21 protein-coding genes are annotated in these 19330 nt (G+C 56.5%); 5 read left to right on the forward strand and 16 right to left on the reverse strand.

The window, feature by feature from the left end; genetic code table 11:
- Window positions 1-24: 24 nt before the first annotated feature.
- A complete protein-coding gene (locus tag OGW13_RS22070) occupies window positions 25-960 on the reverse strand; it encodes a LysR family transcriptional regulator (RefSeq protein ID WP_287116479.1) in 936 nt (311 codons plus the stop codon).
- 110 nt (window positions 961-1070) lie between these two features.
- Here OGW13_RS22070 and OGW13_RS22075 point away from each other — a divergent pair, with 110 nt between their 5' ends.
- Entirely contained in the window at window positions 1071-2264 is a 1194-nt protein-coding gene (locus OGW13_RS22075; RefSeq protein WP_287116480.1) for an MFS transporter, read from the forward strand.
- 83 nt (window positions 2265-2347) lie between these two features.
- Here the strand turns inward: OGW13_RS22075 and flgL are convergent, their stop codons facing one another.
- The 11 genes from flgL to flgB all read right to left on the reverse strand — a co-directional run bounded on the left by flgL (window position 2348) and on the right by flgB (window position 12245).
- Window positions 2348-3301 carry a flagellar hook-associated protein FlgL gene (gene flgL / locus OGW13_RS22080; RefSeq protein WP_287116482.1) on the reverse strand — a complete coding sequence of 318 codons (954 nt, stop codon included), beginning with the start codon at window positions 3299-3301 and terminating at the stop codon, window positions 2348-2350.
- 14 nt (window positions 3302-3315) lie between these two features.
- Entirely contained in the window at window positions 3316-4950 is a 1635-nt protein-coding gene (flgK, locus tag OGW13_RS22085; protein WP_044258013.1) for a flagellar hook-associated protein FlgK, read from the reverse strand.
- Window positions 4951-5015: 65 nt separating this feature from the next.
- Window positions 5016-5966: a flagellar assembly peptidoglycan hydrolase FlgJ gene (gene flgJ / locus OGW13_RS22090; RefSeq protein WP_044258015.1), complete on the reverse strand. Its 951-nt coding sequence runs from the start codon at window positions 5964-5966 to the stop codon at window positions 5016-5018.
- On the reverse strand, window positions 5966-7063 hold the full coding sequence (locus OGW13_RS22095) for a flagellar basal body P-ring protein FlgI (RefSeq protein WP_043000997.1): 1098 nt from the start codon (window positions 7061-7063) through the stop codon (window positions 5966-5968). Before OGW13_RS22095 ends, flgJ begins: the two co-directional genes overlap by 1 nt.
- A 12-nt stretch (window positions 7064-7075) precedes the next feature.
- Complete coding sequence (flgH, locus tag OGW13_RS22100; RefSeq protein WP_042319652.1) at window positions 7076-7774, reverse strand: flagellar basal body L-ring protein FlgH; 699 nt, start codon at window positions 7772-7774, stop codon at window positions 7076-7078.
- Between the two features lie 57 nt (window positions 7775-7831).
- Window positions 7832-8614 (reverse strand): flagellar basal-body rod protein FlgG, encoded by a 783-nt coding sequence (flgG, locus tag OGW13_RS22105; protein ID WP_042319653.1) that lies wholly within the window; start codon window positions 8612-8614, stop codon window positions 7832-7834.
- A 13-nt stretch (window positions 8615-8627) separates the two neighbouring features.
- Window positions 8628-9383: a flagellar basal-body rod protein FlgF gene (flgF, locus tag OGW13_RS22110; RefSeq protein ID WP_044258017.1), complete on the reverse strand. Its 756-nt coding sequence runs from the start codon at window positions 9381-9383 to the stop codon at window positions 8628-8630.
- A gap of 20 nt (window positions 9384-9403) precedes the next feature.
- Window positions 9404-10684 carry a flagellar hook protein FlgE gene (flgE, locus tag OGW13_RS22115; RefSeq protein WP_287116484.1) on the reverse strand — a complete coding sequence of 427 codons (1281 nt, stop codon included), beginning with the start codon at window positions 10682-10684 and terminating at the stop codon, window positions 9404-9406.
- A gap of 25 nt (window positions 10685-10709) precedes the next feature.
- Window positions 10710-11408, reverse strand: coding sequence for a flagellar hook assembly protein FlgD (flgD, locus tag OGW13_RS22120; protein ID WP_287116485.1), 699 nt, complete (start codon window positions 11406-11408; stop codon window positions 10710-10712).
- A gap of 12 nt (window positions 11409-11420) precedes the next feature.
- On the reverse strand, window positions 11421-11825 hold the full coding sequence (flgC, locus tag OGW13_RS22125) for a flagellar basal body rod protein FlgC (protein ID WP_043001001.1): 405 nt from the start codon (window positions 11823-11825) through the stop codon (window positions 11421-11423).
- 3 nt (window positions 11826-11828) lie between these two features.
- Entirely contained in the window at window positions 11829-12245 is a 417-nt protein-coding gene (gene flgB, locus OGW13_RS22130; RefSeq protein ID WP_042319669.1) for a flagellar basal body rod protein FlgB, read from the reverse strand.
- A gap of 156 nt (window positions 12246-12401) precedes the next feature.
- Between flgB and flgA the strand changes: the two genes are divergently transcribed.
- From flgA to flgN, 3 genes are all read left to right on the forward strand, one after another.
- A complete protein-coding gene (flgA, locus tag OGW13_RS22135; RefSeq protein ID WP_043001002.1) occupies window positions 12402-13058 on the forward strand; it encodes a flagellar basal body P-ring formation chaperone FlgA in 657 nt (218 codons plus the stop codon).
- Window positions 13059-13151: 93 nt separating this feature from the next.
- Window positions 13152-13445 (forward strand): flagellar biosynthesis anti-sigma factor FlgM, encoded by a 294-nt coding sequence (gene flgM / locus OGW13_RS22140; RefSeq protein ID WP_043001003.1) that lies wholly within the window; start codon window positions 13152-13154, stop codon window positions 13443-13445.
- Window positions 13446-13453: 8 nt separating this feature from the next.
- Window positions 13454-13876, forward strand: a complete 423-nt coding sequence (gene flgN, locus OGW13_RS22145) for a flagella biosynthesis chaperone FlgN (protein ID WP_043001004.1) — start codon at window positions 13454-13456, stop codon at window positions 13874-13876.
- Between the two features lie 84 nt (window positions 13877-13960).
- Here the strand turns inward: flgN and murJ are convergent, their stop codons facing one another.
- The 4 genes from murJ to rimJ form a co-directional block, all read right to left on the reverse strand.
- On the reverse strand, window positions 13961-15496 hold the full coding sequence (murJ, locus tag OGW13_RS22150) for a murein biosynthesis integral membrane protein MurJ (protein ID WP_109740170.1): 1536 nt from the start codon (window positions 15494-15496) through the stop codon (window positions 13961-13963).
- A gap of 110 nt (window positions 15497-15606) precedes the next feature.
- Complete coding sequence (locus OGW13_RS22155; RefSeq protein WP_043001006.1) at window positions 15607-16530, reverse strand: Gfo/Idh/MocA family protein; 924 nt, start codon at window positions 16528-16530, stop codon at window positions 15607-15609.
- A gap of 1 nt (window position 16531) precedes the next feature.
- Window positions 16532-17179, reverse strand: coding sequence for a YceH family protein (locus tag OGW13_RS22160; RefSeq protein ID WP_044266033.1), 648 nt, complete (start codon window positions 17177-17179; stop codon window positions 16532-16534).
- A 9-nt stretch (window positions 17180-17188) separates the two neighbouring features.
- A complete protein-coding gene (gene rimJ / locus OGW13_RS22165; RefSeq protein WP_043001008.1) occupies window positions 17189-17773 on the reverse strand; it encodes a ribosomal protein S5-alanine N-acetyltransferase in 585 nt (194 codons plus the stop codon).
- Between the two features lie 292 nt (window positions 17774-18065).
- Between rimJ and mdtH the strand changes: the two genes are divergently transcribed.
- On the forward strand, window positions 18066-19274 hold the full coding sequence (mdtH, locus tag OGW13_RS22170; RefSeq protein WP_287116486.1) for a multidrug efflux MFS transporter MdtH: 1209 nt from the start codon (window positions 18066-18068) through the stop codon (window positions 19272-19274).
- The last annotated feature ends 56 nt before the right edge of the window (window positions 19275-19330 follow it).

A 19330-nucleotide genomic window follows, 5' to 3' on the forward strand; every position in this document is an offset into this window, starting at 1 on the left:
AAGCCGACCTCAGGGTCGGCTTTTTTATTCCCCTTCAGGTCGGCGCATTCCCGCCAGTTCCGGCATCACCTTTTTCATCAATTCCAGAAACTTACGCAGGCGAGTGGGATAATAACGCGCCCAGGGATAGACCAGGTGTACTGGCAAAGGTGCGGCCTGCCAGTCAGGAACCAGCTCGACGAGTCGTCCTTGCGCGATATCCTCGGTCACCGTCCAGCTTGACACCACCACCACGCCTAACCCCGCCAGCGCTGCATTGCGCGCTACGTAGATACTGTCGGTACTCAGTCGCGGCGTGATCGGAAAGGTCACCGGTTCCCGACTGTGCTGATGGCTAAGTGAGACGTTGTGTTGATAGAAGGTGTTGACGGCAATCCAGGGCAGCGACGATAGCTGTTCTGGTACCGCGATCGTTGCAAATTGCGCCAGCAGCGCCGGTGAAGCGACCACGCTACGCGGCACTTCCGCTAGCAGCACCGAAACCGTTGCCGGATCGACCTCCGCGCCCACGCGGATCGCGCAGTCGATATTGTCGCTGAGAAAATCGACCGTTTTATCGTTGAGCATCCACTCCACCGACAGATTGGGGTAGCGCGCTAAAAAGTGCAGTAACGGCGTGAGGAGCTGCTGCTGGCCAAAAGCATGCGGAGCCCGCACCCGCAATGTCCCGACGGGCTCATCTTCCGTGACGTTGAGTCCGTCCTCCAGTGCCAGCCAGGCGTCAATGATATGTTTGGCGTGCTGGTATCCGCGCTCGCCGTCGTCCGTTAGCTTCATGGCGTGCGTGGTACGTAAGACCAGTTTTACCCCCAGCATCGCCTCCAGCGTCTGCAACCGCCGACTGATTGTCGCCTGGGTCGTGTTCAACTGACGAGCGGCAGCTGACAACGATCCGGCCTCCACGATGCGCACAAACGTTCGCATCAGTTCCACCCTGTCTATACGCTCATTCTTTTTCATTCATTCTATGCTCATACGCTTTACGTATAATCGTTTTACCACTTCGCTGACTACCAGACCACCGCCATTCAGAGAAAAATAGCCTCACACCTGTGATTGAGGATTTTGAAATGCACACACCGTCTCGTTGGCTGATCTTTGTTCTGGCGCTGGGCGCAGGCTTCAGCGTTGCCGCCATCTACTATGCACAACCGTTGTTACCGCTAATGGGGGCCGATTTGGCGCTCAGCATCACCGGCATGGGACTGGTGCCCACGTTAACGCAGGCTGGCTATGCGTTAGGGATCCTGTTTTTATTGCCGCTCGGCGACCGTTACGATCGGCGCTGGCTCATTCTGATGAAAAGCGCCGCGCTCGCCCTGTTGCTGCTGGCCTGTAGCGTCACAGGCCAGGTGCATTCTCTGCTGACCGTAAGCCTGTTGCTGGGGATGGCCGCGACGATGGCGCAGGATATCGTCCCGGCGGCGGCGATTCTCGCCCCAGAGGGCAAACAAGGAAAAACGGTCGGGACAGTGATGACCGGCCTGCTGCTGGGCATTTTATTGTCACGCACCGTGAGTGGTCTGGTCGGAGAAGCCTTTGGCTGGCGGGCAATGTATCAACTCGCCGCGCTCAGTATTGCCCTTGTCGGCGTATTGCTGTGGAAAGTCCTGCCCGCATTTACAGCCCATTCCACGCTGAGTTATCCCGCACTGATGGTGAGCCTGGCGCAGTTATGGTGTCGCTACCCGGCACTACGTCGTGCCGCCCTGGCGCAAGGTTTTCTGTCCGTCGCGTTCAGCGCGTTCTGGTCAACGCTGGCCGTGATGCTGGCAGAAAACTATCAGATGGGCAGCGCCGCCGCGGGGGCATTTGGTATCGCCGGGGCTGCCGGAGCGCTGGCTGCACCGTTGGCCGGTCATCTGGCAGATAAGATAGGCGCAGAAAAAGTGACGCAACTGGGGGCATTGCTGGTGACCGTTTCTTTTGCGCTGATGTTCCTGTTACCCGCGTTGCCCGTGCACGCGCAGTGGTTGCTGATTGCGCTCTCCGCCGTCGGCTTTGACCTGGGACTGCAATCGAGCCTGGTGGCGCACCAGAATCTGGTCTATAGCCTCGAACCGCAGGCCAGGGGGCGTCTGAATGCACTACTGTTCAGCGTCATCTTCATTGGCATGGCGCTGGGCTCGGTGCTCGGCAGTCAGGTGTATGCGCTGGCAAACTGGCAAGGCGTCGTCACGCTGGCCACCCTCAGTAGCACCCTTGCGCTGATCATCAGAATGGCGGGAAAGCGTTCCTCTGCCCCTCTGAGGGTTAGCGTGTAACCGACAAAAAAATGCCCGCTCCGGGGTGAGAGGGAGCGGGCAGATAAAACATACCCAGTTTCATGATATGTTTCAAATCGGTATTAGCGGTTGAGCTGGAATAGCGACATCCCCTGCATATCGGTAAAGGCTTTATAAGAGGCCTGGAGCGCCGCCTGCTGCATGACGTACGATGAAATGGCCGCGTTCCAGTCCACATCCACCAGATTACTCATCTGCTGCGTTTGTCCTAGTGCGCGATCGGTGCCCAGCGAGTCCAGACTCTCCAGTTCCTTCAGTTGCGTCCCCAGTTCCGCACGCACGCTCAGTACATTATTAAGCGAGTTTTTCAGACCACGGTTGGTTTTATCAATCACCGCTTTTGCCTGTTCTTTCAGCGTCGCATCGTCACCCACAGGGGAATTCAATGAGGCAATCGCCGAATCCAGCATTTTGAACAGGTTGGTTTCGGACGTGCCGTTGTTCGGTTCCGGAACCGCATTACTGGTGATCTTGTCGAAAATTTTGTTGCCGGTGTGGCCGATGGTCATCGAACGGGAGGCATCCACCTGCTGAGTGATGTTCTCCGTACCGCCGTTGTAGGCACCGTCAGCCTGAGCAAACGGAGCCGTTTCCGTTTTATAACCGGCAAAAATATAGCGACCGTTACCGTCGGTACTGTTTGCCAGGTTCATCAACTGATCGCGGATACCCTGTAAGTCCGTCGCCAGCGAGGCGCGGTCATCATCACTCTGCGTTCCGTTACCGGCGCTGACGATTTTTTCTTGTGCGCTTTGTATCGCCGTCGTCACCTGGTTTAACACGTTCTCTTCCAGCGAAACCTTCTGCGTGGCGAAAGTCCTCGCCAGGGCGAACTGGCTGTTCTCCGACTGCGCCTGTGACAACACCACGGCCTGGGATGCGGCGATAGGATCGTCAGACGGATTAATTACCCGCTTCCCCGTCGACATCTGCTCACCGTATTTCATCCACTCCGCCTGGGAATTGGTGATACCACGCATGTTCTGCTGGTACATCATTTGGGTACTGATACGCATCGTTTCCTGCTCCCTTAGCGAATACTCAGCAGTGCATCAAACAGAGAGTTGGCGGTTTGCAACACCTGGGCATTGGCCAGATAATACTGCTGGAAGCGTTGCAGGTTGCCGTACTCTTCGTCAAGGTTAACGCCGGAAATGGACTGTTGCTGATTGCTCAACTGCGTCACCACGTTGCCCTGGGTGGTGCTGCTGGTTTTCAGCGTTGCGGTTTTGCTGCCCACGTTGCTGACCAGCGTAGCGTAGGCGTCGTTAAACGATTTTGAACCACCTACCGTTGTGCTGTCCTTTTGCAAATCCAGCAACGCCTGACCGTTACGGTTGTCGCTTTCACCGGCCGTTGCGTCCTTCGCCATCGCAATTTGCGATTCGTTGGTCACCAGAACGCCCATATTGATGATGGCGTCGCTGACCGGCTTGACGATGAAGCTGTCATTTTTAGCAGGGCCAACATCGATGTTAATCTCCAGGCCATCAAAGGTCAGTTTGCCCGCGTTTTCGGTCGCTTCAAAAGAGGTGTTATCCGCAAGACGCGTCACCTGCCATTTCGCTCCGTCATAAACCACTTTATAGTCAGTCGCCTGAACCTCTGAGGCGGTCTTAACGGTCGCGCTGATGCTGCCGGTATTCTTGCTATTTCCATACACAGCCGGGTCGCCGATGCTGAAGAAATCGACATTATTTTTGCCGTTCGCATCATACCCTTCGCGGTGCTGCTGGTTAAACGCATCGGCGAACGCCAGCGCCAGTTGTCCCAGCGTGTTGCGCGTCTGATCCAGATCCTGGGAACGGAAGGTCAGCAGACCACCGAGCGAACCGGTCGTGATCAGTTTTTCCGGAATTTCGATGTTGCCCGCGATGGAATCGACATAGGCAACGGTGATTCGTGAAGGGTCGGACTGCGACTGTACCGCCGCTAGCTGACGGGCATTACTTCCCTGCACCAGTGAATAGCCGTTCGCCATCGTGATGTTATAGGTGCCGCCGTCCTGAACGCTGACTTCCACGCCGACAATTTTGTTCAGCTCACTGACCAACTGGTCGCGCTGATCAAGCAGGTTATTCGGCGATGCCCCGGCACCCACACCGGTCAGACGCGAGATCTGGTCGTTCAGGCTGGCAATCTGCTTACTGTAGTTGTTGATCTGATCGACGCTGGAACCAATCGCGATATTGACCTGCTTGTCCTGATCGCGCAGATACTGGTCGGTCGTTTTAAACTGGTTAACCAGCCCATTGGCTTTGCCAATCAGCGTCTGGCGCGCCGCCGGGTCTTCGGCGTTACTCACCAGCGTTTGCAGGCTGGTGAAAAAATCCTGCATGGACGAGGAGACAGAGCTGGTTTTGCTGGCCAGCAGGTTGTCGATTTTGGACATCTGCTCATAACGGGTCGTCAACCCGCTACTCTGGTTCTGCGCCGCGCGCAGTTGATTGGTGATGAACGAATCATATTCGCGCTGTACACCGGAAACATAAACACCATTGCCCACCCAACCGCCGGCACCCAGCGTGCTATTGGCTTGCGCCATAATGGTCGTCTGACGGGTATAGCCCGCAACGTTATAGCTGGAAATGTTGTTACTGGCAGTATTCAGCGCCGCCTGAGCCGCGCTCAGCCCGCTCATGGCGTTATTAATCAAGCTGGACATGGAAGTTCCTTTTAATCCTTCAGTTACAGATTATTATCGGCAGCAGGTCACAGGACTTGAGCCATTTAGAAGAGATTGTCGAGATTCGTGTTGTAGGCGTTGCTCACCTTCTCGCTCATCGACTTCAGCTGTTGGATCATACTGGTCAATTTACGCGCATAGTTCGGGTCGGTGGCATAACCGGCGCTTTGCAGTGCCTGCGCGCCCTGTTCCGCGGTAACCGCCGTGGTCACCGCCGCATAGCGTGGATTGCGGGTCAGCAGACCGACGTAATCTGACAACGCTTCAAGGTACGAGCTGTACACGCGGAATTTGGCCTTCACCTTTTTCGCTTCGCCGTTTTCATATTCGGTCGTGGTGATTTCCGTCACCGGCCCCTTCCAGTTACCCGAGGCCTTCACGCCAAACAGGTTGAAACTCGGCTCGCCGTTTTCCCGGCGAATCTGCCGCTGCCCCCAGCCGGACTCCAGCGCCGCCTGCGCCAGAATCAGGTGATGCGGCACGCCGCTCTGCTCACTGGCCAGACGGGCCGGCAGCGACAGTTGCGCCAGGAAGTCTTTGCTGTCGCCGGAGAGCGGTTCGTCATTGCTCTGCGGTGTTTTCGGCATCGCTTTACGCACCAGTTGCGTCAGCGCCTGGTTCTGGTAACTGGTCACCGTTTCCAGCGGGAACTTCATCGGCACCTGCGGCGTTTCTTCCGTAGGCTGCGCCTGCCCCTGCGTCATCTGTTTGACCATCATTTCCGCCAGCCCCAGACCTTTTCCGGCGGTCATCTGCTGCGCAATCTGCTGGTCATACATGCTGGTATACAGACGCGTTTGATCGCTGCTGAAGACGCCATCTTTTGGCAGCGCTTCACGCATGCTTTTCAGCATCATCTGGACGAACATGCCTTCCACCTGGCGGGCCACCGGGCGGATATTCGCCGCCGGATCCTGACCGGCTTTCGCCTTCAATTCATTCAGCGATTGCGCATCCCAGGCGGCGCTGGCCATCAGTTTGCTGTCGCTAATCATCAGATGATTTCCAGTTTCGCGCGTAAGCAACCGGCGCTCTGCATCGACTGCAGAATTGACATCAGATCCATCGGCGTCGCCCCCAGCGCATTCAGCGCACGGACCACGTTGTTCAGATTGGCGCTGGAACGAACGCTTTGCAGCGAACCGCCGCTCTGACGCAGATCGATTTGCGTTTGCGGTGTTACTACCGTCTGCCCCCCGCCAAACGGCGTATCCGGTTGACTGACATTAGCCTGACGGTTAACGGTCACGGAGAGATTCCCCTGCGCTACAGCACAGCTATCCAGCGTCACTTCGCGGTTCATCACCACCGAACCGGTACGTGAGTTGATCACCACTTTTGCATCCTGTGGCGTCACGTTCACTTCCATGTTCTGAATATCCGCCAGGAAGCGCACCTGAGAGCTGTTGCCGCTCGGTACGCGGACCTGAATCGTGCGCGCATCCAGTGCGGTGGCGCTGCCAAAGCCGCGTGACCGGTTGATGGTGTCAGCAATCTGCTGCGCCATGGTGAAGTCTTCATTATTCAGTTGCAGGTTTAGCGTATTACCCGCGCCGAACTGGCTGGGCAACTCGCGCTCGATTGTCGCCCCGTTGGTGATCCGTCCGCCGTTAAGCTGGTTCACCTGCACGCTGCTGCCGCCCGCAGACGCCCCGGCGCCGCCAACTAAAATGTTGCCCTGCGCCAGCGCATACACCTGGCTGTCGACCCCTTTCAACGGCGTCATCAGCAGCGTCCCCCCGCGCAGACTTTTCGCGTTCCCCAGCGAAGACACCACTACGTCAATGGTTTGTCCCTGACGACCAAAGGCCGGGAAGGAGGCGGTTACCATGACCGCCGCGACGTTTTTCAACTGCATGTTCGTCCCGGTCGGTACGGTAATACCCAACTGCGAGAGCATGTTGTTCAGGGTCTGGGTGGTAAATGGCGTCTGGGTGGTCTGGTCACCGGTCCCGTCCAGCCCCACCACCAGGCCGTAGCCAATGAGCGAGTTTTCGCGCACGCCCTGCACGCTGGTCAGATCGCGGATACGATCGGCATGCGCCAGCGTGGCGACGAGGACCAGAACCAGTCCAACTACAGATTTCAACATGGGAGACCTCGCTTACATCGGCGACAGGTTAAGGAAGAAACGCTGGAGCCAGCCCATATTTTGCGCTTCGTTGATGTAGCCGTTTCCGACATATTCAATACGTGCATCCGCCACCTGAGTTGACGGAACGGAGTTGCTGCCGCTGATGGTGCGCGGATTCACAACCCCGGAGAAGCGGATGAACTCAGTGCCCTGGTTGATGGCGATCTGTTTCTCACCCACAACATGTAAATTGCCGTTAACCAGCACCTGATCGACGGTCACGGTCAGCGTGCCGCTAAAGGTATTGCTGGCGTTGGCCCCGCCCTTACCGTTAAAGGTATTACCGCCGGACGCCTCGACGTCCGCTCGCGCATTGCCGAATAATCCTTGCAGATAGCGCGGTACGGTATCAAAGCCAAAGTTGGTTTTGCCGTCACGGCTGGCGTTGGCAGAAGAGCTTTTACTGGCGCTGACGTTTTCCTGCAGCACAATGGTCAGCGTATCGCCGATGTTGCGCGGACGACGGTCTTCAAACAGTGGCTGATAGCCATAGTTGATTGGCTGCGCGGACTGAAAAATCGAACCATTTGCCACCGGCGTCGGGCCAGGAACAGGCTGTGCCGTGGTCGCGCCCTGGACGAGCGGAGTGGAAGGAATCCAGGCACATCCTGACAGTGAAACCACCAGCAGGGCCATGATCGGGTAAGCGTGCGCAGCGTTTTTTTGCATTGCCTTTATCTTCTGAATCAGGGTGCCGGTGAGACAAATGCCTCACCGGACAACACCTTAGAGTTGCGTCAGTTTTTGCAGCATCTGATCGGTCGTTGAGACCGCTTTGCTGTTTATTTCGTAAGCGCGTTGAACCTGAATCATATTGACCAGCTCTTCCGCGACGTTGACGTTTGAGGTCTCGACATAGCCCTGGTACAACAGGCCCGCCCCGTTCAGACCCGGCGTGCTTTCATTCGGCGCACCGGAAGACTGGGTCTCGGTGTACAGGTTTTCACCAATGCTCTCCAGACCGGTATCGTTCATGAACGTGGTCAGATTAAGCTGCCCCACCTGCACGGGGGCCGCCTGTCCCTGTTGGGTCACGCTCACCACGCCGTCACGCCCGATGGTGATGCTCAGGGCGTTAGCCGGAATGGTAATCGCTGGCTGAACCTGGAAGCCGCCAGCCGTCACCAGTTGACCATTTTGATCGACCTGGAATGATCCATCGCGGGTATACGCAGAAGTACCATCCGGCAGCAGAACCTGGAAGAACCCCTGACCTTTAATGGCGACATCTTTACTGTTGTTGGTTTGCGACAGGTTGCCCTGGCTGTGCAGACGCTCGGTCGCCACCGGACGCACACCGGTACCGATTTGCAGACCGGACGGCAGCGTGGTCTGCTCAGAAGACTGAGCGCCAGGCTGACGAATGGTCTGATAAAGCAGATCTTCAAACACCGCGCGCTGACGCTTAAAACCATTGGTGCTGACGTTTGCCAGGTTGTTGGCAATCACATCCATGTTGGTTTGCTGCGCGTCCAGGCCGGTTTTGGCGATCCATAATGAACTGATCATAAAGTGTCCTGTATTAAGTCATCGACAGCAGTTGGTTAGCGCGACCAGCGTTGTCATCCACGCTGCTGATAACCTTCATCTGCATTTCAAAACGGCGGGCGCTGGCAATCATGTCGCTCATCGCTGACACCGCATTGACGTTGCTCCCCTCCAGTACTCCCGACATCACGCGAATGGTCGGATCGGCCTGCAGCACCGGGCCACGGGTTGCCTGTGCGGCGGCGGTCAGACGGAACATCCCGTCGTCACCACGCTGTACTTCATTCCCTTCAGCCTTCACCAGTTTCAGACGTCCCACCGGCGCGATGGTGTTCGCCGGATCGCCGGGATTCAGCGCTGAGATGGTGCCGTCCGCCGCGATGGTGATTTCCGACCCTTCCGGCACCGCAATCGGCCCGGCTTCACCAATCACCGGGTGACCCTGAATGGTCAACTGTCCGGTCGGATCCACCTGAATGCTGCCGTTACGGGTATAGCCTTCGCTGCCGTTCGCGGTCTGTACCGCCAGCCAGCCATCCTGCTGTAACGCCACGTCCAGCGGACGCGAGGTGTAATCCATCTGGCCAGGCGTCATATCAGCCCCCGGCGTGGACGCCGTGACCAGCGTACGCGTCGGCAATGACAGCCCTTCGACGGGGACGGCGCGCAGCGCATTGAGCTGTGCACGGAATCCCGGCGTCGAGGCGTTGGCCAGGTTGCTGGCCGTCACCGCCTGTTGGTTCAGCGTCTGACTGGCCGCCCCCATCGCGGTATAGATTGCGTGATCCATTACGTTATCCCGTCAGGCGCTTAGCGCAGGTTAACCAGCGTGTTGAGGATCTGGTCCTGGGTCTTGATGGTCTGCGCGTTCGACTGATAGTTACGCTGGGCGACGATCATGTTCACCAGTTCTTTACTCAGATCCACGTTCGAAGACTCCAGCGCACCGTTGGTCAGCTTACCGAAGTTACCCGTTCCCGCCGTTCCCAGCAGTTCCACACCGGACGCCTGCGTGGCGGCCCAGACGTTATCGCCCTGAGAGGACAGACCTTCGTTGTTAGCGAAGTTCGCCAGCACGATCTGCCCCAGCACCTGCTTCTGTTCGTTGGAATAGTTTCCGACGACGGTGCCATCGTCGTTAATCTGATAGCTAACCAAATCGCCCGGCTTGTAGCCGTTCTGCGTGGTGGCGATAACGGCGTTAGTCCCGGTGTTCTGCTGCATGGAGTTTTGCAGGCTGAGGGTGAAGGTCGCAGGAACCGCGCCATTGACTGTACCGGTAGTAATGGAGAATGACGGTGTGGCATTTGCCGCGCCAAGCATCCAGGTTGGTTCAGTGGCAGGTGGAACAGGCGCAACTTCAGTATATTCTTTTACGTTATCCAGACCGCCGTTCTTGTCGAATGTCATCTGCGCGGACTTCACCAACGGCGAGTTGGCGACGCTGGAATCCTGCGTCCAGATATCCCATGTGTTATCACCCGTTTTAACGTAAAACAGGTTGATGTCATGTTGATTACCCTGGCTGTCGAACACCGTCACGGGTGCACGTTTGTTGTAGCTGTCAGCATCGGTTGGTTTGAAAGGCGTGTTCGCCGGAATCTTGTCCGTCGAGTTCAGGTTGATCTGCATTGCCGCCGTGTCGGTGCTTTTCGCCCCCATCAGGGTATTCGGGATGGTGATCGGACCCGGGTTTGCCCCTTGCTGAATGGTCGGCGGCGTACCCGTTGCCGGATAGCCGGTCAGTTGCATGCCCTGCATGTTGACCAGGTTACGGTTTTCATCCAGTTTGAACTGGCCGTTACGGCTGTAGAAAACTGAGCCATTGCTGTCGACCAGACGGAAAAAACCGTTCTGGCTGATAGCGACATCCAGACCGCGACCGGTGTTGGTGGTCGTACCATCAGTAAAGTCCTGAGTAATGCCAGCGACTTTTACGCCCAGACCGACTTTAGAACCGGCAAACATATCCGCAAAAGACGCCGCACCGGATTTAAAACCATAGGTCGCGGAGTTGGCGATGTTGTTACCAATGACATCGAGGTTGGTGGCTGCGGCATTCAGGCCGCTAACCGCTTGTGAAAAAGCCATGATGACTCCTGATTAGTGTAAAGGCTTAGATTATCTGCCGTACTTCGTCGAGGGTGGTGGTTCCGTAAGTGCCCAGATCCAGGGTGTTACCGCCATTGCTGCGAATCACCCCTTGTACCAGCGCAAACTGCAAGGGCTGCGCCACCAGTTGCGTCGAGCCGTTGCTGGCGTGAATCGCCACGTTATACGAGCCGTTCACCGCCGTGGTGCCATCCGTCAGAGTGCCGTCCCAGGTAAAGGTATGAACACCCGCCTTCAGCGCGCCAATCTCAATTGTGCGCACCACTTTGCCGTCTTTGTCGGTAATGGTGGCGGTGACTTTGTCAGCCGGCTGTTGCAGCTCAACGCCAAACGGCGTGGTGGTGGTGGTGGCTCCCTCTTCGGTGCCTTTGCCCGCCAGAACGGTGGTACCCGGGATCATCACGCCATGACCAATCAGCGTACTGGCCTGTAGTGACTGGTTGTTGTCGATCTGTCCGGAGATCGACCCCAGGGTCGTATTCAGTTTCTCAATACCGCTGACGGTACTGATCTGCGCGAGCTGTGTGGTCAGCTCGTTGTTCTGCATCGGGTTGGTCGGGTCCTGGTTTTTCAGTTGCGCCACCAGCAGCGTCAGAAAGCTGCTTTGCAGATCGGCGGCATTGTTGCCCGACAGGGAACTCCCGTTGCTGCTGCTTTTCACACCGGTGTTTGTCGGATCGTTAACGTTTACCGCAATTGACATGGCTGCCTCCTTTTACTGGCCCAGTGTCAGCGTCTTAAGCATCATGCTTTTAACGGTGTTGAGGACTTCGACGTTCGCCTGATAGCTGCGGGAAGCTGACATGGTATTAACCATCTCACCGACCACATCGACGTTAGGCATCTTCACGTAGCCATTGGCATCGGCCAGCGGGTTACCGGGTTCATAGACCAGTTTGTCCGGCGCCTGGCTCTCAATGACGTCCGACACTTTCACGCCCCCCGTTACTGCACCGGGAGCGGCATCCACCTGGAAGACAACCTGCTTTGCGCGATACGGTTGACCATCCGGTCCCGTGACGCTGTCGGCGTTGGCCAGATTACTGGCGGCCACGTTAAGGCGCTTGGACTGCGCCGTTAATGCCGAACCGGCAATATCAAAAATATTCAGCAGCGCCACGGATTAGTTCCCCCCCTGTAGCACGTTCATCATGCCTTTAATCTGCCCACTCAAGGCAGTCAGGCTCATCTGGTACTTCAGGCTGTTATCCGCAAACTGCGTGCGCTCCCGGTCCATATCGACGGTATTGCCGTCGAGTGAAGGCTGGTCGGGAATGCGGTAGAGCAAATCCGTAGACGGTGCGGTGATGGCCTGGGCGGGAATATGCTGTGCGGAGGTTAATGCCAGCGACACACCGCTGGTTTCTTGCCGTCCGCGCACCATGACTTTTTTTAACTCACTGGCAAAATCCATGTCGCGCGCCTGATACCCCGGCGTATCGGCGTTCGCAATGTTAGCGGCCAACACCTCTTGCCGTTGGGCGCGCAGATTCAGCGCTTCCTGTTGAAAACGTAAGGCGGCGTCGAGCTTATCGAGCATATCTCCTCCGCAGATGACAAAATTCAGCCGACAGCTTAAATCCCATTACGCGCGCGTTATCGCTGGAATAAACGCAAAATGGGTCGCTATTTATTGCGTTGATGGTTGCGTCACACGGGTAGAATTCTGTCATTGCGAAAACGGCGGGAGGTGACGATGCAAACGTTAAAACGTGGATTAGCCATGCTGGCGCTGCTGTTCAGTCCCCTGACGCTGGCCCAGGATTTGAATGCGCAGTTGAACGACTGGTTCGGACAGCGTCTGGCCGGATTCAGCGATGATGTGGTCGTGACCGTGCGAACGCCCCCCAACCTGTTGCCGCATTGCGACACACCGGCGTTCAGCATGACCGGGGCAAAACTGTGGGGAAACGTGAATGTGCTGGCACGTTGCGCCAATGAAAAACGTTATCTGCAGGTCAACGTGCAGGCGACGGGAAACTACGTAGTCGCAGCCGCGTCCGTTGCGCGTGGCGGCACGCTTGGCCCGGCCAGCGTCACACTAAAACGCGGACGCCTTGATCAGCTCCCCCCCCGTACCGTGCTGGATATCAGCCAGGTTCAGGATGCGGTGAGCCTGCGCGATCTCGCGCCGGGACAGGCCATCCAGCTCAATATGTTGCGCCAGGCGTGGCGCATTAAAGCCGGACAGCGCGTGCAGGTCGTTGCCAATGGCGATGGATTTAGCGTCAATGCGGAAGGTAAAGCGCTGAACAATGCGGCGGTCGCGCAGAACGCACGAGTGAGAATGTTATCGGGTCAGATTGTCAGTGGCATAGTCGATCCTGATGGGAATATTCTTATTAACCTATAATGAGTTAAAGATTTTGTTGCGGCTGCCGATAGTGATTACACATTCGATGATAGCTGGCCGCTACAGCATAACCCCTCGATGAGGATGATAAAAATGAGCATTGACCGTACCTCACCTTTGAAACCCGTTAGCACCGTTCAGGCGCGTGAAAATACGGATACACCGGTCCTCAAAGCGCGTCAGGAAAAAACCTCGACGGCAACCAGCACCAGCGTGACGTTAAGCGATGCTCAGGCAAAACTGATGCAGCCCGGCGTGAACGATATCAATATGGAACGTGTTGAAGCACTGAAAACCGCTATTCGTAACGGTGAGCTGAAGATGGACACGGGGAAAATCGCCGACTCGCTGATCCGCGAGACGCAGAGCTATCTCCAGAGTGAGTAACTGACCGTATGACGCGCTTGTCAGAAATACTCGATCAGATGACGGCTGTCCTGAATGACCTGAAAACGGTAATGGATGCCGAACAGCAACAACTTTCCGTTGGCCACATTAACGGTAGCCAGCTGCAGCGTATTACAGAAGAAAAGAGTTCTCTGCTGGCGACCCTGGATTATCTGGAACAGCAGCGACGGCTGGAACAAGACCCGCAGCATAGCGCGAATGATGACGTCGCCGAGCGCTGGAAAGCGATTACCGATAAAACGCAGCACTTACGCGATCTGAACCAGCACAACGGCTGGCTGCTGGAAGATCAGATTCAGCGCAATCAACAGGCGCTTGAGGTTTTAAAGCCCTATCAGGAACCGTCGCTGTACGGCGCGAACGGTCAACCCTCTTCTGCCTCTCGCGGCGGGAAAAAATTTTCTATTTGATGATTACCGGATGGTGGCGTTTCGCCTTATTCAGCCTACAGCGTTCTGTAGGCCGAATAAGCAAAGCGCCATCAGGCATCGTGATTACACCGTCCGGCGCGCAAACTCTTTCACTTTAAAGCCCATCACCGCCAGTGCGGCAAAGTAGGCGGCAATGCCGGCCGCAACCACCGCCATCAGGCGAAGCAGACGCCACGGCATGGTCCCCAACGACCACTCCGGCATAATATGCAACATGCCAACCAGCACGGCTGACATCACCAGTACGGCGATAACGAGGCGAATCAGAAACCCCATCCAACCCGGCTGTGGGGTGAAAATGTTCTGCTTACGCAGTTGCCAGTACAGCAGTCCCGCGTTCAGACAGGCGGCAAGACCAATCGACAGCGACAGCCCGGCGTGCTTCAACGGTCCAATAAACGCAAGGTTCATCAACTGGGTCATGATAAGCGTCACAATGGCGATCTTAACCGGCGTTTTGATGTTCTGCCGCGAATAAAAGCCCGGTGCCAGCACTTTCACCACAATCAGCCCCATCAGCCCTACGGAATAAGCAATCAACGCACGCTGCGTCATCAGCGCATCGAAGGCCGTGAATTTACCGTACTGGAATAATGACGTAATCAAGGGGCCAGACAGGATCCCAATCGCCACCGCACTCGGCAGCGCCAGCAAAAAGCACAGACGCAATCCCCAGTCCATCAGGCGGCAATATTCGTCATGGTCGCCTTTTGCAAAGCTCTTCGACAGTGAAGGCAGCAGAATGGTCCCCAGCGCCACGCCCAGTACCCCCGACGGAAACTCCATCAGGCGATCCGCATAGTACATCCACGAAACGGAACCAGACGCGAGAAAAGAGGCGAAAATGGTGTTAATGATCAGTGAGATCTGGCTGACGGAGACGCCGAGTATCGCCGGGCCCATTTGCTTCACAACCCGCATCGCCCCCGCATCGCGGAAGTTAATCCGCGGCAGCACCAGCATGCCGATTTTCTTCAGATGCGGAAGCTGATACACCAGTTGCAGCACGCCGCCAACGGTTACCGCCCATGCCAGCGCCAGCACCGGTGGATTAAAATACGGCGCGGCGAACAGCGCGAAACCGATCATGCTGATGTTCAAAAACGTGGGGGCAAACGCCGGAATGGAGAAGCGGTTCCAGGTATTGAGGATCGCTCCGACCAGCGACGCCAGCGAGATCAGTAAGATGTACGGAAAGGTGATTTGCAGCAGTTTGGTGGTTAACGCGAATTTATCGGCGGTGTCGGCAAACCCCGGCGCCGTCACCATAATCACCCACGGGGCGGCCAGCATCCCGGCAACGGTGACCACAGCAAGCGCCAGCGTCAGCAGTCCCGACACGTAAGAGACAAACACGCGAGTGGCGTCTTCGCCCTGCTTGCTTTTATATTCCGCCAGAATAGGGACAAAGGCCTGAGAAAAAGCGCCCTCCGCAAATATGCGGCGTAGCAGGTTAGGTAATTTGAATGCCACAAAAAAGGCATCGGTTGCCATCCCGGCACCAAAGATTCTGGCGACAATCGCATCACGTGCAAAACCCAGCACACGTGAAAACATCGTCATTGAGCTGACGGCGGCCAGCGATTTTAATAGGTTCATTGCTTTTTTATTCCAGACCCTACGGCAAAACGCCTGCAGTGCAGGCGTTGGAAGAGGCGCTTAGTCTACCTGGATTACGGTGAATTACTACCGCCAGATGTTACAGGCGATTATTCGCTCATCGCCTCGCGCCACAGCTTTTCCACCACGCGCTGGGCAAGGATCGCCTGCTCGCCCGCGGTTTCCGGAACCGTCTGATTTTGTACACATTCCACAAAATGGCGTGCGCACCCCACGAATCCACGCTGTTCAAGCGTGGTTTGCCAGCCAGGAACCGGTTTGTGCAAGACACCCTGCCCGCGCTCTTCACGCCACTCGCGCATATCCGTCACGTCAATCAGCCCGCCATCGGTCACCGCCTGTACGCTCTCTCGCTGACTGCCCGCCCGGCGATGCATACTGGTGGTGATTTGCAACTGACTGGTCGCGAAATGGTGCTCTGCATACAGCATCTCGCCCGCGTCGTTGGTTTGTAGCGTCCCGCTGCTGAGCTGGGCGTTGCCGCCCGCCAGCCACAGTGCGGTGTCAACGACATGCAAATAATCATCCAGCAGCGTGAACCGCAGATCGTGAGGCCCCACGCTGTCGCTACGGTGTTTATCCATCCGCAGAGACGCCGCCGTCCCCAGTTCCGTCTTCAGCTCTCGGTACCGTGGCGCAAAGCGACGATTGAAACCGACCATCAGCGTCAGATTTTTCTTCGCCGCTAACGCCACCAGCCGCTCAGCATCACGTAAATTTTCCGCCAGCGGCTTATCAACGCAGACATGAACGCCGGCATTGAGTAGTTCACTGACGACGGCGTAATGGGTTGCCGTGCTGGAGTGGACAAACACCGCGTCGCAGCCCGCGGCAAGATCGGTCAGCGAACCGGCATACGGAATGCGCCAGGCTGCGCAGATTTTCTCCGCTTTTTCACGCGACGGCGACCAGGCGGCCTGTAGCGTCCAGTCGCTGGCGGCGCCAAGCACGGGTAACCAGGCCTTCTGGGCGATGCCCCCAAGCCCCACCACCCCGATACGTAATGTTGTCACGTTATTCTCCCAGATGTTCCAGTAGCGACTCGAGGCGCTGTTTCAGCGCGGCGACTTCGCTTTCCAGCACCTCGACGCGGGCCTGTAGATCTCCCGTCACCGCCTGTGGCTCATCGGCCAGGGCAACCGGCTCCTGCACGGCGCCACAGAACAGATGCATATAACGGCTTTCACGCTTACCCGGTTCGCGCGCCAGACGGACGACATAAGGGCCGTCTTCCCGCGTTGCCAGGCGTTCCAGCGTTGCCTCGACTTCCGCCATATCGCTGAACTCATACATTCGCGAGGCGCGACTGCGCAATTCGCCCGGCGTCTGCGCACCGCGTAGCAGCAGTGTCGTCACCAGCGCCACCTCCGCGGAGCTCAATTTCAGGTTGCCAAACTCCGAGTTACAGAAACGCTGCTCATACTTGGTGACGCGGCTACCAAAGCCGCTGACCGTGCGCAGAAAATGGCGCTTCACCAGATTGTCGAGGTGCTCCTGCACCTCGTGCTCCGCCATATTCATCACCGGTTCACGGTTGGTTTTCTGATTGCAGGCGGTGACCACGCCATTTACGGAGAGCGGATATTGCTCAGGCGTCGTGACCTGTTTTTCGAGCAGACAGCCAATCACACGGGCTTCAGCGGCAGTTAATTCATATTTCATAGGGTGTCCTCACCGACCTGCGGTCCATTCTGATGTCGTTAACGCCGTCAGCACGTGGTCGCGCCATTGCCCGTCAATCAACAGATAATCTTTTGCGTAGCCTTCTTTTTCAAAGCCAAGTCGCGCCAGTAAATCACCGCTGCGTTTATTGTGCGGCATGTAATTCGCCATAATGCGATGAATATGTTGCGTGCGTTGCATATAACGAATCGCGGCGGTCAGCGCTTCAAACATCAGCCCCTGCCCCTGCCATTTCTGCGCAATGGAATACCCCAGATAGCAGGCATGGAAAGACCCCCGCACCACGTTAGAAAAATTCGCTACCCCAATGACCTCTTTTTCATCCGGGTCCAGCAGCGCAAAGTAATAGGCGGAACCTTGCTTATGAAATTCGGCAATCATGCTCAGCCGCGCCTGCCAGCCGGAGGGATAGCAGTGGCTTTCATCACGAATCGGTTCCCAGGGTTTTAAGAAATGACGATTTTCCGCGTAATAATCTGCCAGACGCCAGGCATCACGCTCATGCACTAAACGCACGACCAGGCGGTCGGTGGTTAAGCGCACTTTTGGCACGTTACTGCGATAGCCAAACATATTTATTCCTACTCCTTCCCGAATCGCCGTTACACCCTGATTGACTTACTATACCTGTGCAAAACCACCCTGTGAAAAGTGCAATTTGCCATTTTTTGAATTATTCCGCCATTTTGATGAAAACTCTCTATCAAGATGGACTTTTGATAAAAAAATATTGTCCCGGCGAGGGTGGGCAAAAAGGCAGCAAAGCCGCAGAATAGGAGATACTTCGCTTTATCTACTCTCAATCATTCGAATGCCGCAAATTCCGCGCAACTCGAAGAATGACGAGTGTTTCCCGGGAGGGGAAATGTCGCGTGTCTCGCAGGCCAGGAACCTGGGTAAAACTTTCCTGCTCATCGATAATATGCTGGTCGTATTGGGCTTTTTCGTCGTGTTCCCGCTGATCTCAATTCGCTTCGTCGACCAAATGGGCTGGGCCGCCGTTATGGTCGGCATTGCGCTGGGTCTGCGTCAGTTTATTCAACAGGGACTGGGCTTTTTTGGCGGCGCGATTGCCGACCGTTTTGGCGCGAAACCGATGATCGTCACCGGCATGCTGATGCGCGCCGCCGGGTTTGCCACCATGGGGATCGCCCATGAACCCTGGCTTTTGTGGTTCTCCTGTTTCCTGTCCGGTCTCGGCGGCACGCTGTTCGATCCGCCGCGCTCGGCATTGGTGGTGAAGCTGATTCGCCCGCATCAGCGGGGTCGCTTCTTCTCAATATTGATGATGCAGGACAGCGCAGGGGCGGTTATCGGCGCGCTGTTAGGCAGTTGGTTGTTGCAGTATGACTTCCGTCTGGTTTGCGCGACCGGGGCAATATTGTTCGTGCTCTGCGCAGCCTTTAACGCCTGGCTGCTGCCCGCGTGGAAACTCTCTACTGTGCGTATTCCGGTACGGGAAGGAATGAGTCGGGTGCTCAGTGATAAACGCTTCGTCACCTATGTGCTGACGCTGGCGGGCTATTACATGCTGGCGGTGCAGGTCATGCTGATGCTACCCATTATGGTCAATGACATCGCCGGTTCACCTTCCGCGGTGAAATGGATGTATGCCATTGAAGCCTGCCTTTCGCTGACGCTGCTCTACCCCATTGCGCGCTGGAGTGAGAAACGGTTTCGTCTTGAACATCGCCTGATGGCGGGCCTGCTGCTGATGTCACTGAGCATGTTACCCGTGGGGTTGGTGAGTGACTTGCAGCAGTTGTTCACGCTGATTTGCACTTTCTATATCGGTTCGATTATTGCTGAACCCGCCCGTGAAACGCTCAGCGCCTCGCTGTCGGATGCCCGTGCGCGCGGTAGCTATATGGGCTTTAGCCGTCTGGGGTTAGCCATAGGTGGTGCCATCGGGTATATCGGCGGCGGCTGGCTGTTTGATATGGGGAAACTGCTCCAGCAACCCGAGTTACCCTGGATGATGCTGGGGATCATTGGCTTCATCACTTTCCTGGCGCTGGGCTGGCAGTTTAGCCATAAACGCACGCCGCGCGGCATGCTGGAACCCGGCGCCTGATTTGATACCTGTGCGTGTCTCCTCCATACTGAAAGGGAACTGACAGTCAATGGAGG

Source organism: Citrobacter sp. Ca225, from assembly GCF_030337175.1.
Lineage (GTDB): Bacteria > Pseudomonadota > Gammaproteobacteria > Enterobacterales > Enterobacteriaceae > Citrobacter_A > Citrobacter_A amalonaticus.

Coding starts and splice junctions, on each gene's coding strand:
- OGW13_RS22070 (WP_287116479.1), bottom strand. CDS start 960: ATGAAAAAGAATGAGCGTATAGACAGGGTGGAACTGATGCGAACGTTT.
- OGW13_RS22075 (WP_287116480.1), top strand. CDS start 1,071: ATGCACACACCGTCTCGTTGGCTGATCTTTGTTCTGGCGCTGGGCGCA.
- flgL (WP_287116482.1), bottom strand. CDS start 3,301: ATGCGTATCAGTACCCAAATGATGTACCAGCAGAACATGCGTGGTATC.
- flgK (WP_044258013.1), bottom strand. CDS start 4,950: ATGTCCAGCTTGATTAATAACGCCATGAGCGGGCTGAGCGCGGCTCAG.
- flgJ (WP_044258015.1), bottom strand. CDS start 5,966: ATGATTAGCGACAGCAAACTGATGGCCAGCGCCGCCTGGGATGCGCAA.
- OGW13_RS22095 (WP_043000997.1), bottom strand. CDS start 7,063: ATGTTGAAATCTGTAGTTGGACTGGTTCTGGTCCTCGTCGCCACGCTG.
- flgH (WP_042319652.1), bottom strand. CDS start 7,774: ATGCAAAAAAACGCTGCGCACGCTTACCCGATCATGGCCCTGCTGGTG.
- flgG (WP_042319653.1), bottom strand. CDS start 8,614: ATGATCAGTTCATTATGGATCGCCAAAACCGGCCTGGACGCGCAGCAA.
- flgF (WP_044258017.1), bottom strand. CDS start 9,383: ATGGATCACGCAATCTATACCGCGATGGGGGCGGCCAGTCAGACGCTG.
- flgE (WP_287116484.1), bottom strand. CDS start 10,684: ATGGCTTTTTCACAAGCGGTTAGCGGCCTGAATGCCGCAGCCACCAAC.
- flgD (WP_287116485.1), bottom strand. CDS start 11,408: ATGTCAATTGCGGTAAACGTTAACGATCCGACAAACACCGGTGTGAAA.
- flgB (WP_042319669.1), bottom strand. CDS start 12,245: ATGCTCGATAAGCTCGACGCCGCCTTACGTTTTCAACAGGAAGCGCTG.
- flgA (WP_043001002.1), top strand. CDS start 12,402: ATGCAAACGTTAAAACGTGGATTAGCCATGCTGGCGCTGCTGTTCAGT.
- flgM (WP_043001003.1), top strand. CDS start 13,152: ATGAGCATTGACCGTACCTCACCTTTGAAACCCGTTAGCACCGTTCAG.
- flgN (WP_043001004.1), top strand. CDS start 13,454: ATGACGCGCTTGTCAGAAATACTCGATCAGATGACGGCTGTCCTGAAT.
- murJ (WP_109740170.1), bottom strand. CDS start 15,496: ATGAACCTATTAAAATCGCTGGCCGCCGTCAGCTCAATGACGATGTTT.
- OGW13_RS22160 (WP_044266033.1), bottom strand. CDS start 17,179: ATGAAATATGAATTAACTGCCGCTGAAGCCCGTGTGATTGGCTGTCTG.
- rimJ (WP_043001008.1), bottom strand. CDS start 17,773: ATGTTTGGCTATCGCAGTAACGTGCCAAAAGTGCGCTTAACCACCGAC.
- mdtH (WP_287116486.1), top strand. CDS start 18,066: ATGTCGCGTGTCTCGCAGGCCAGGAACCTGGGTAAAACTTTCCTGCTC.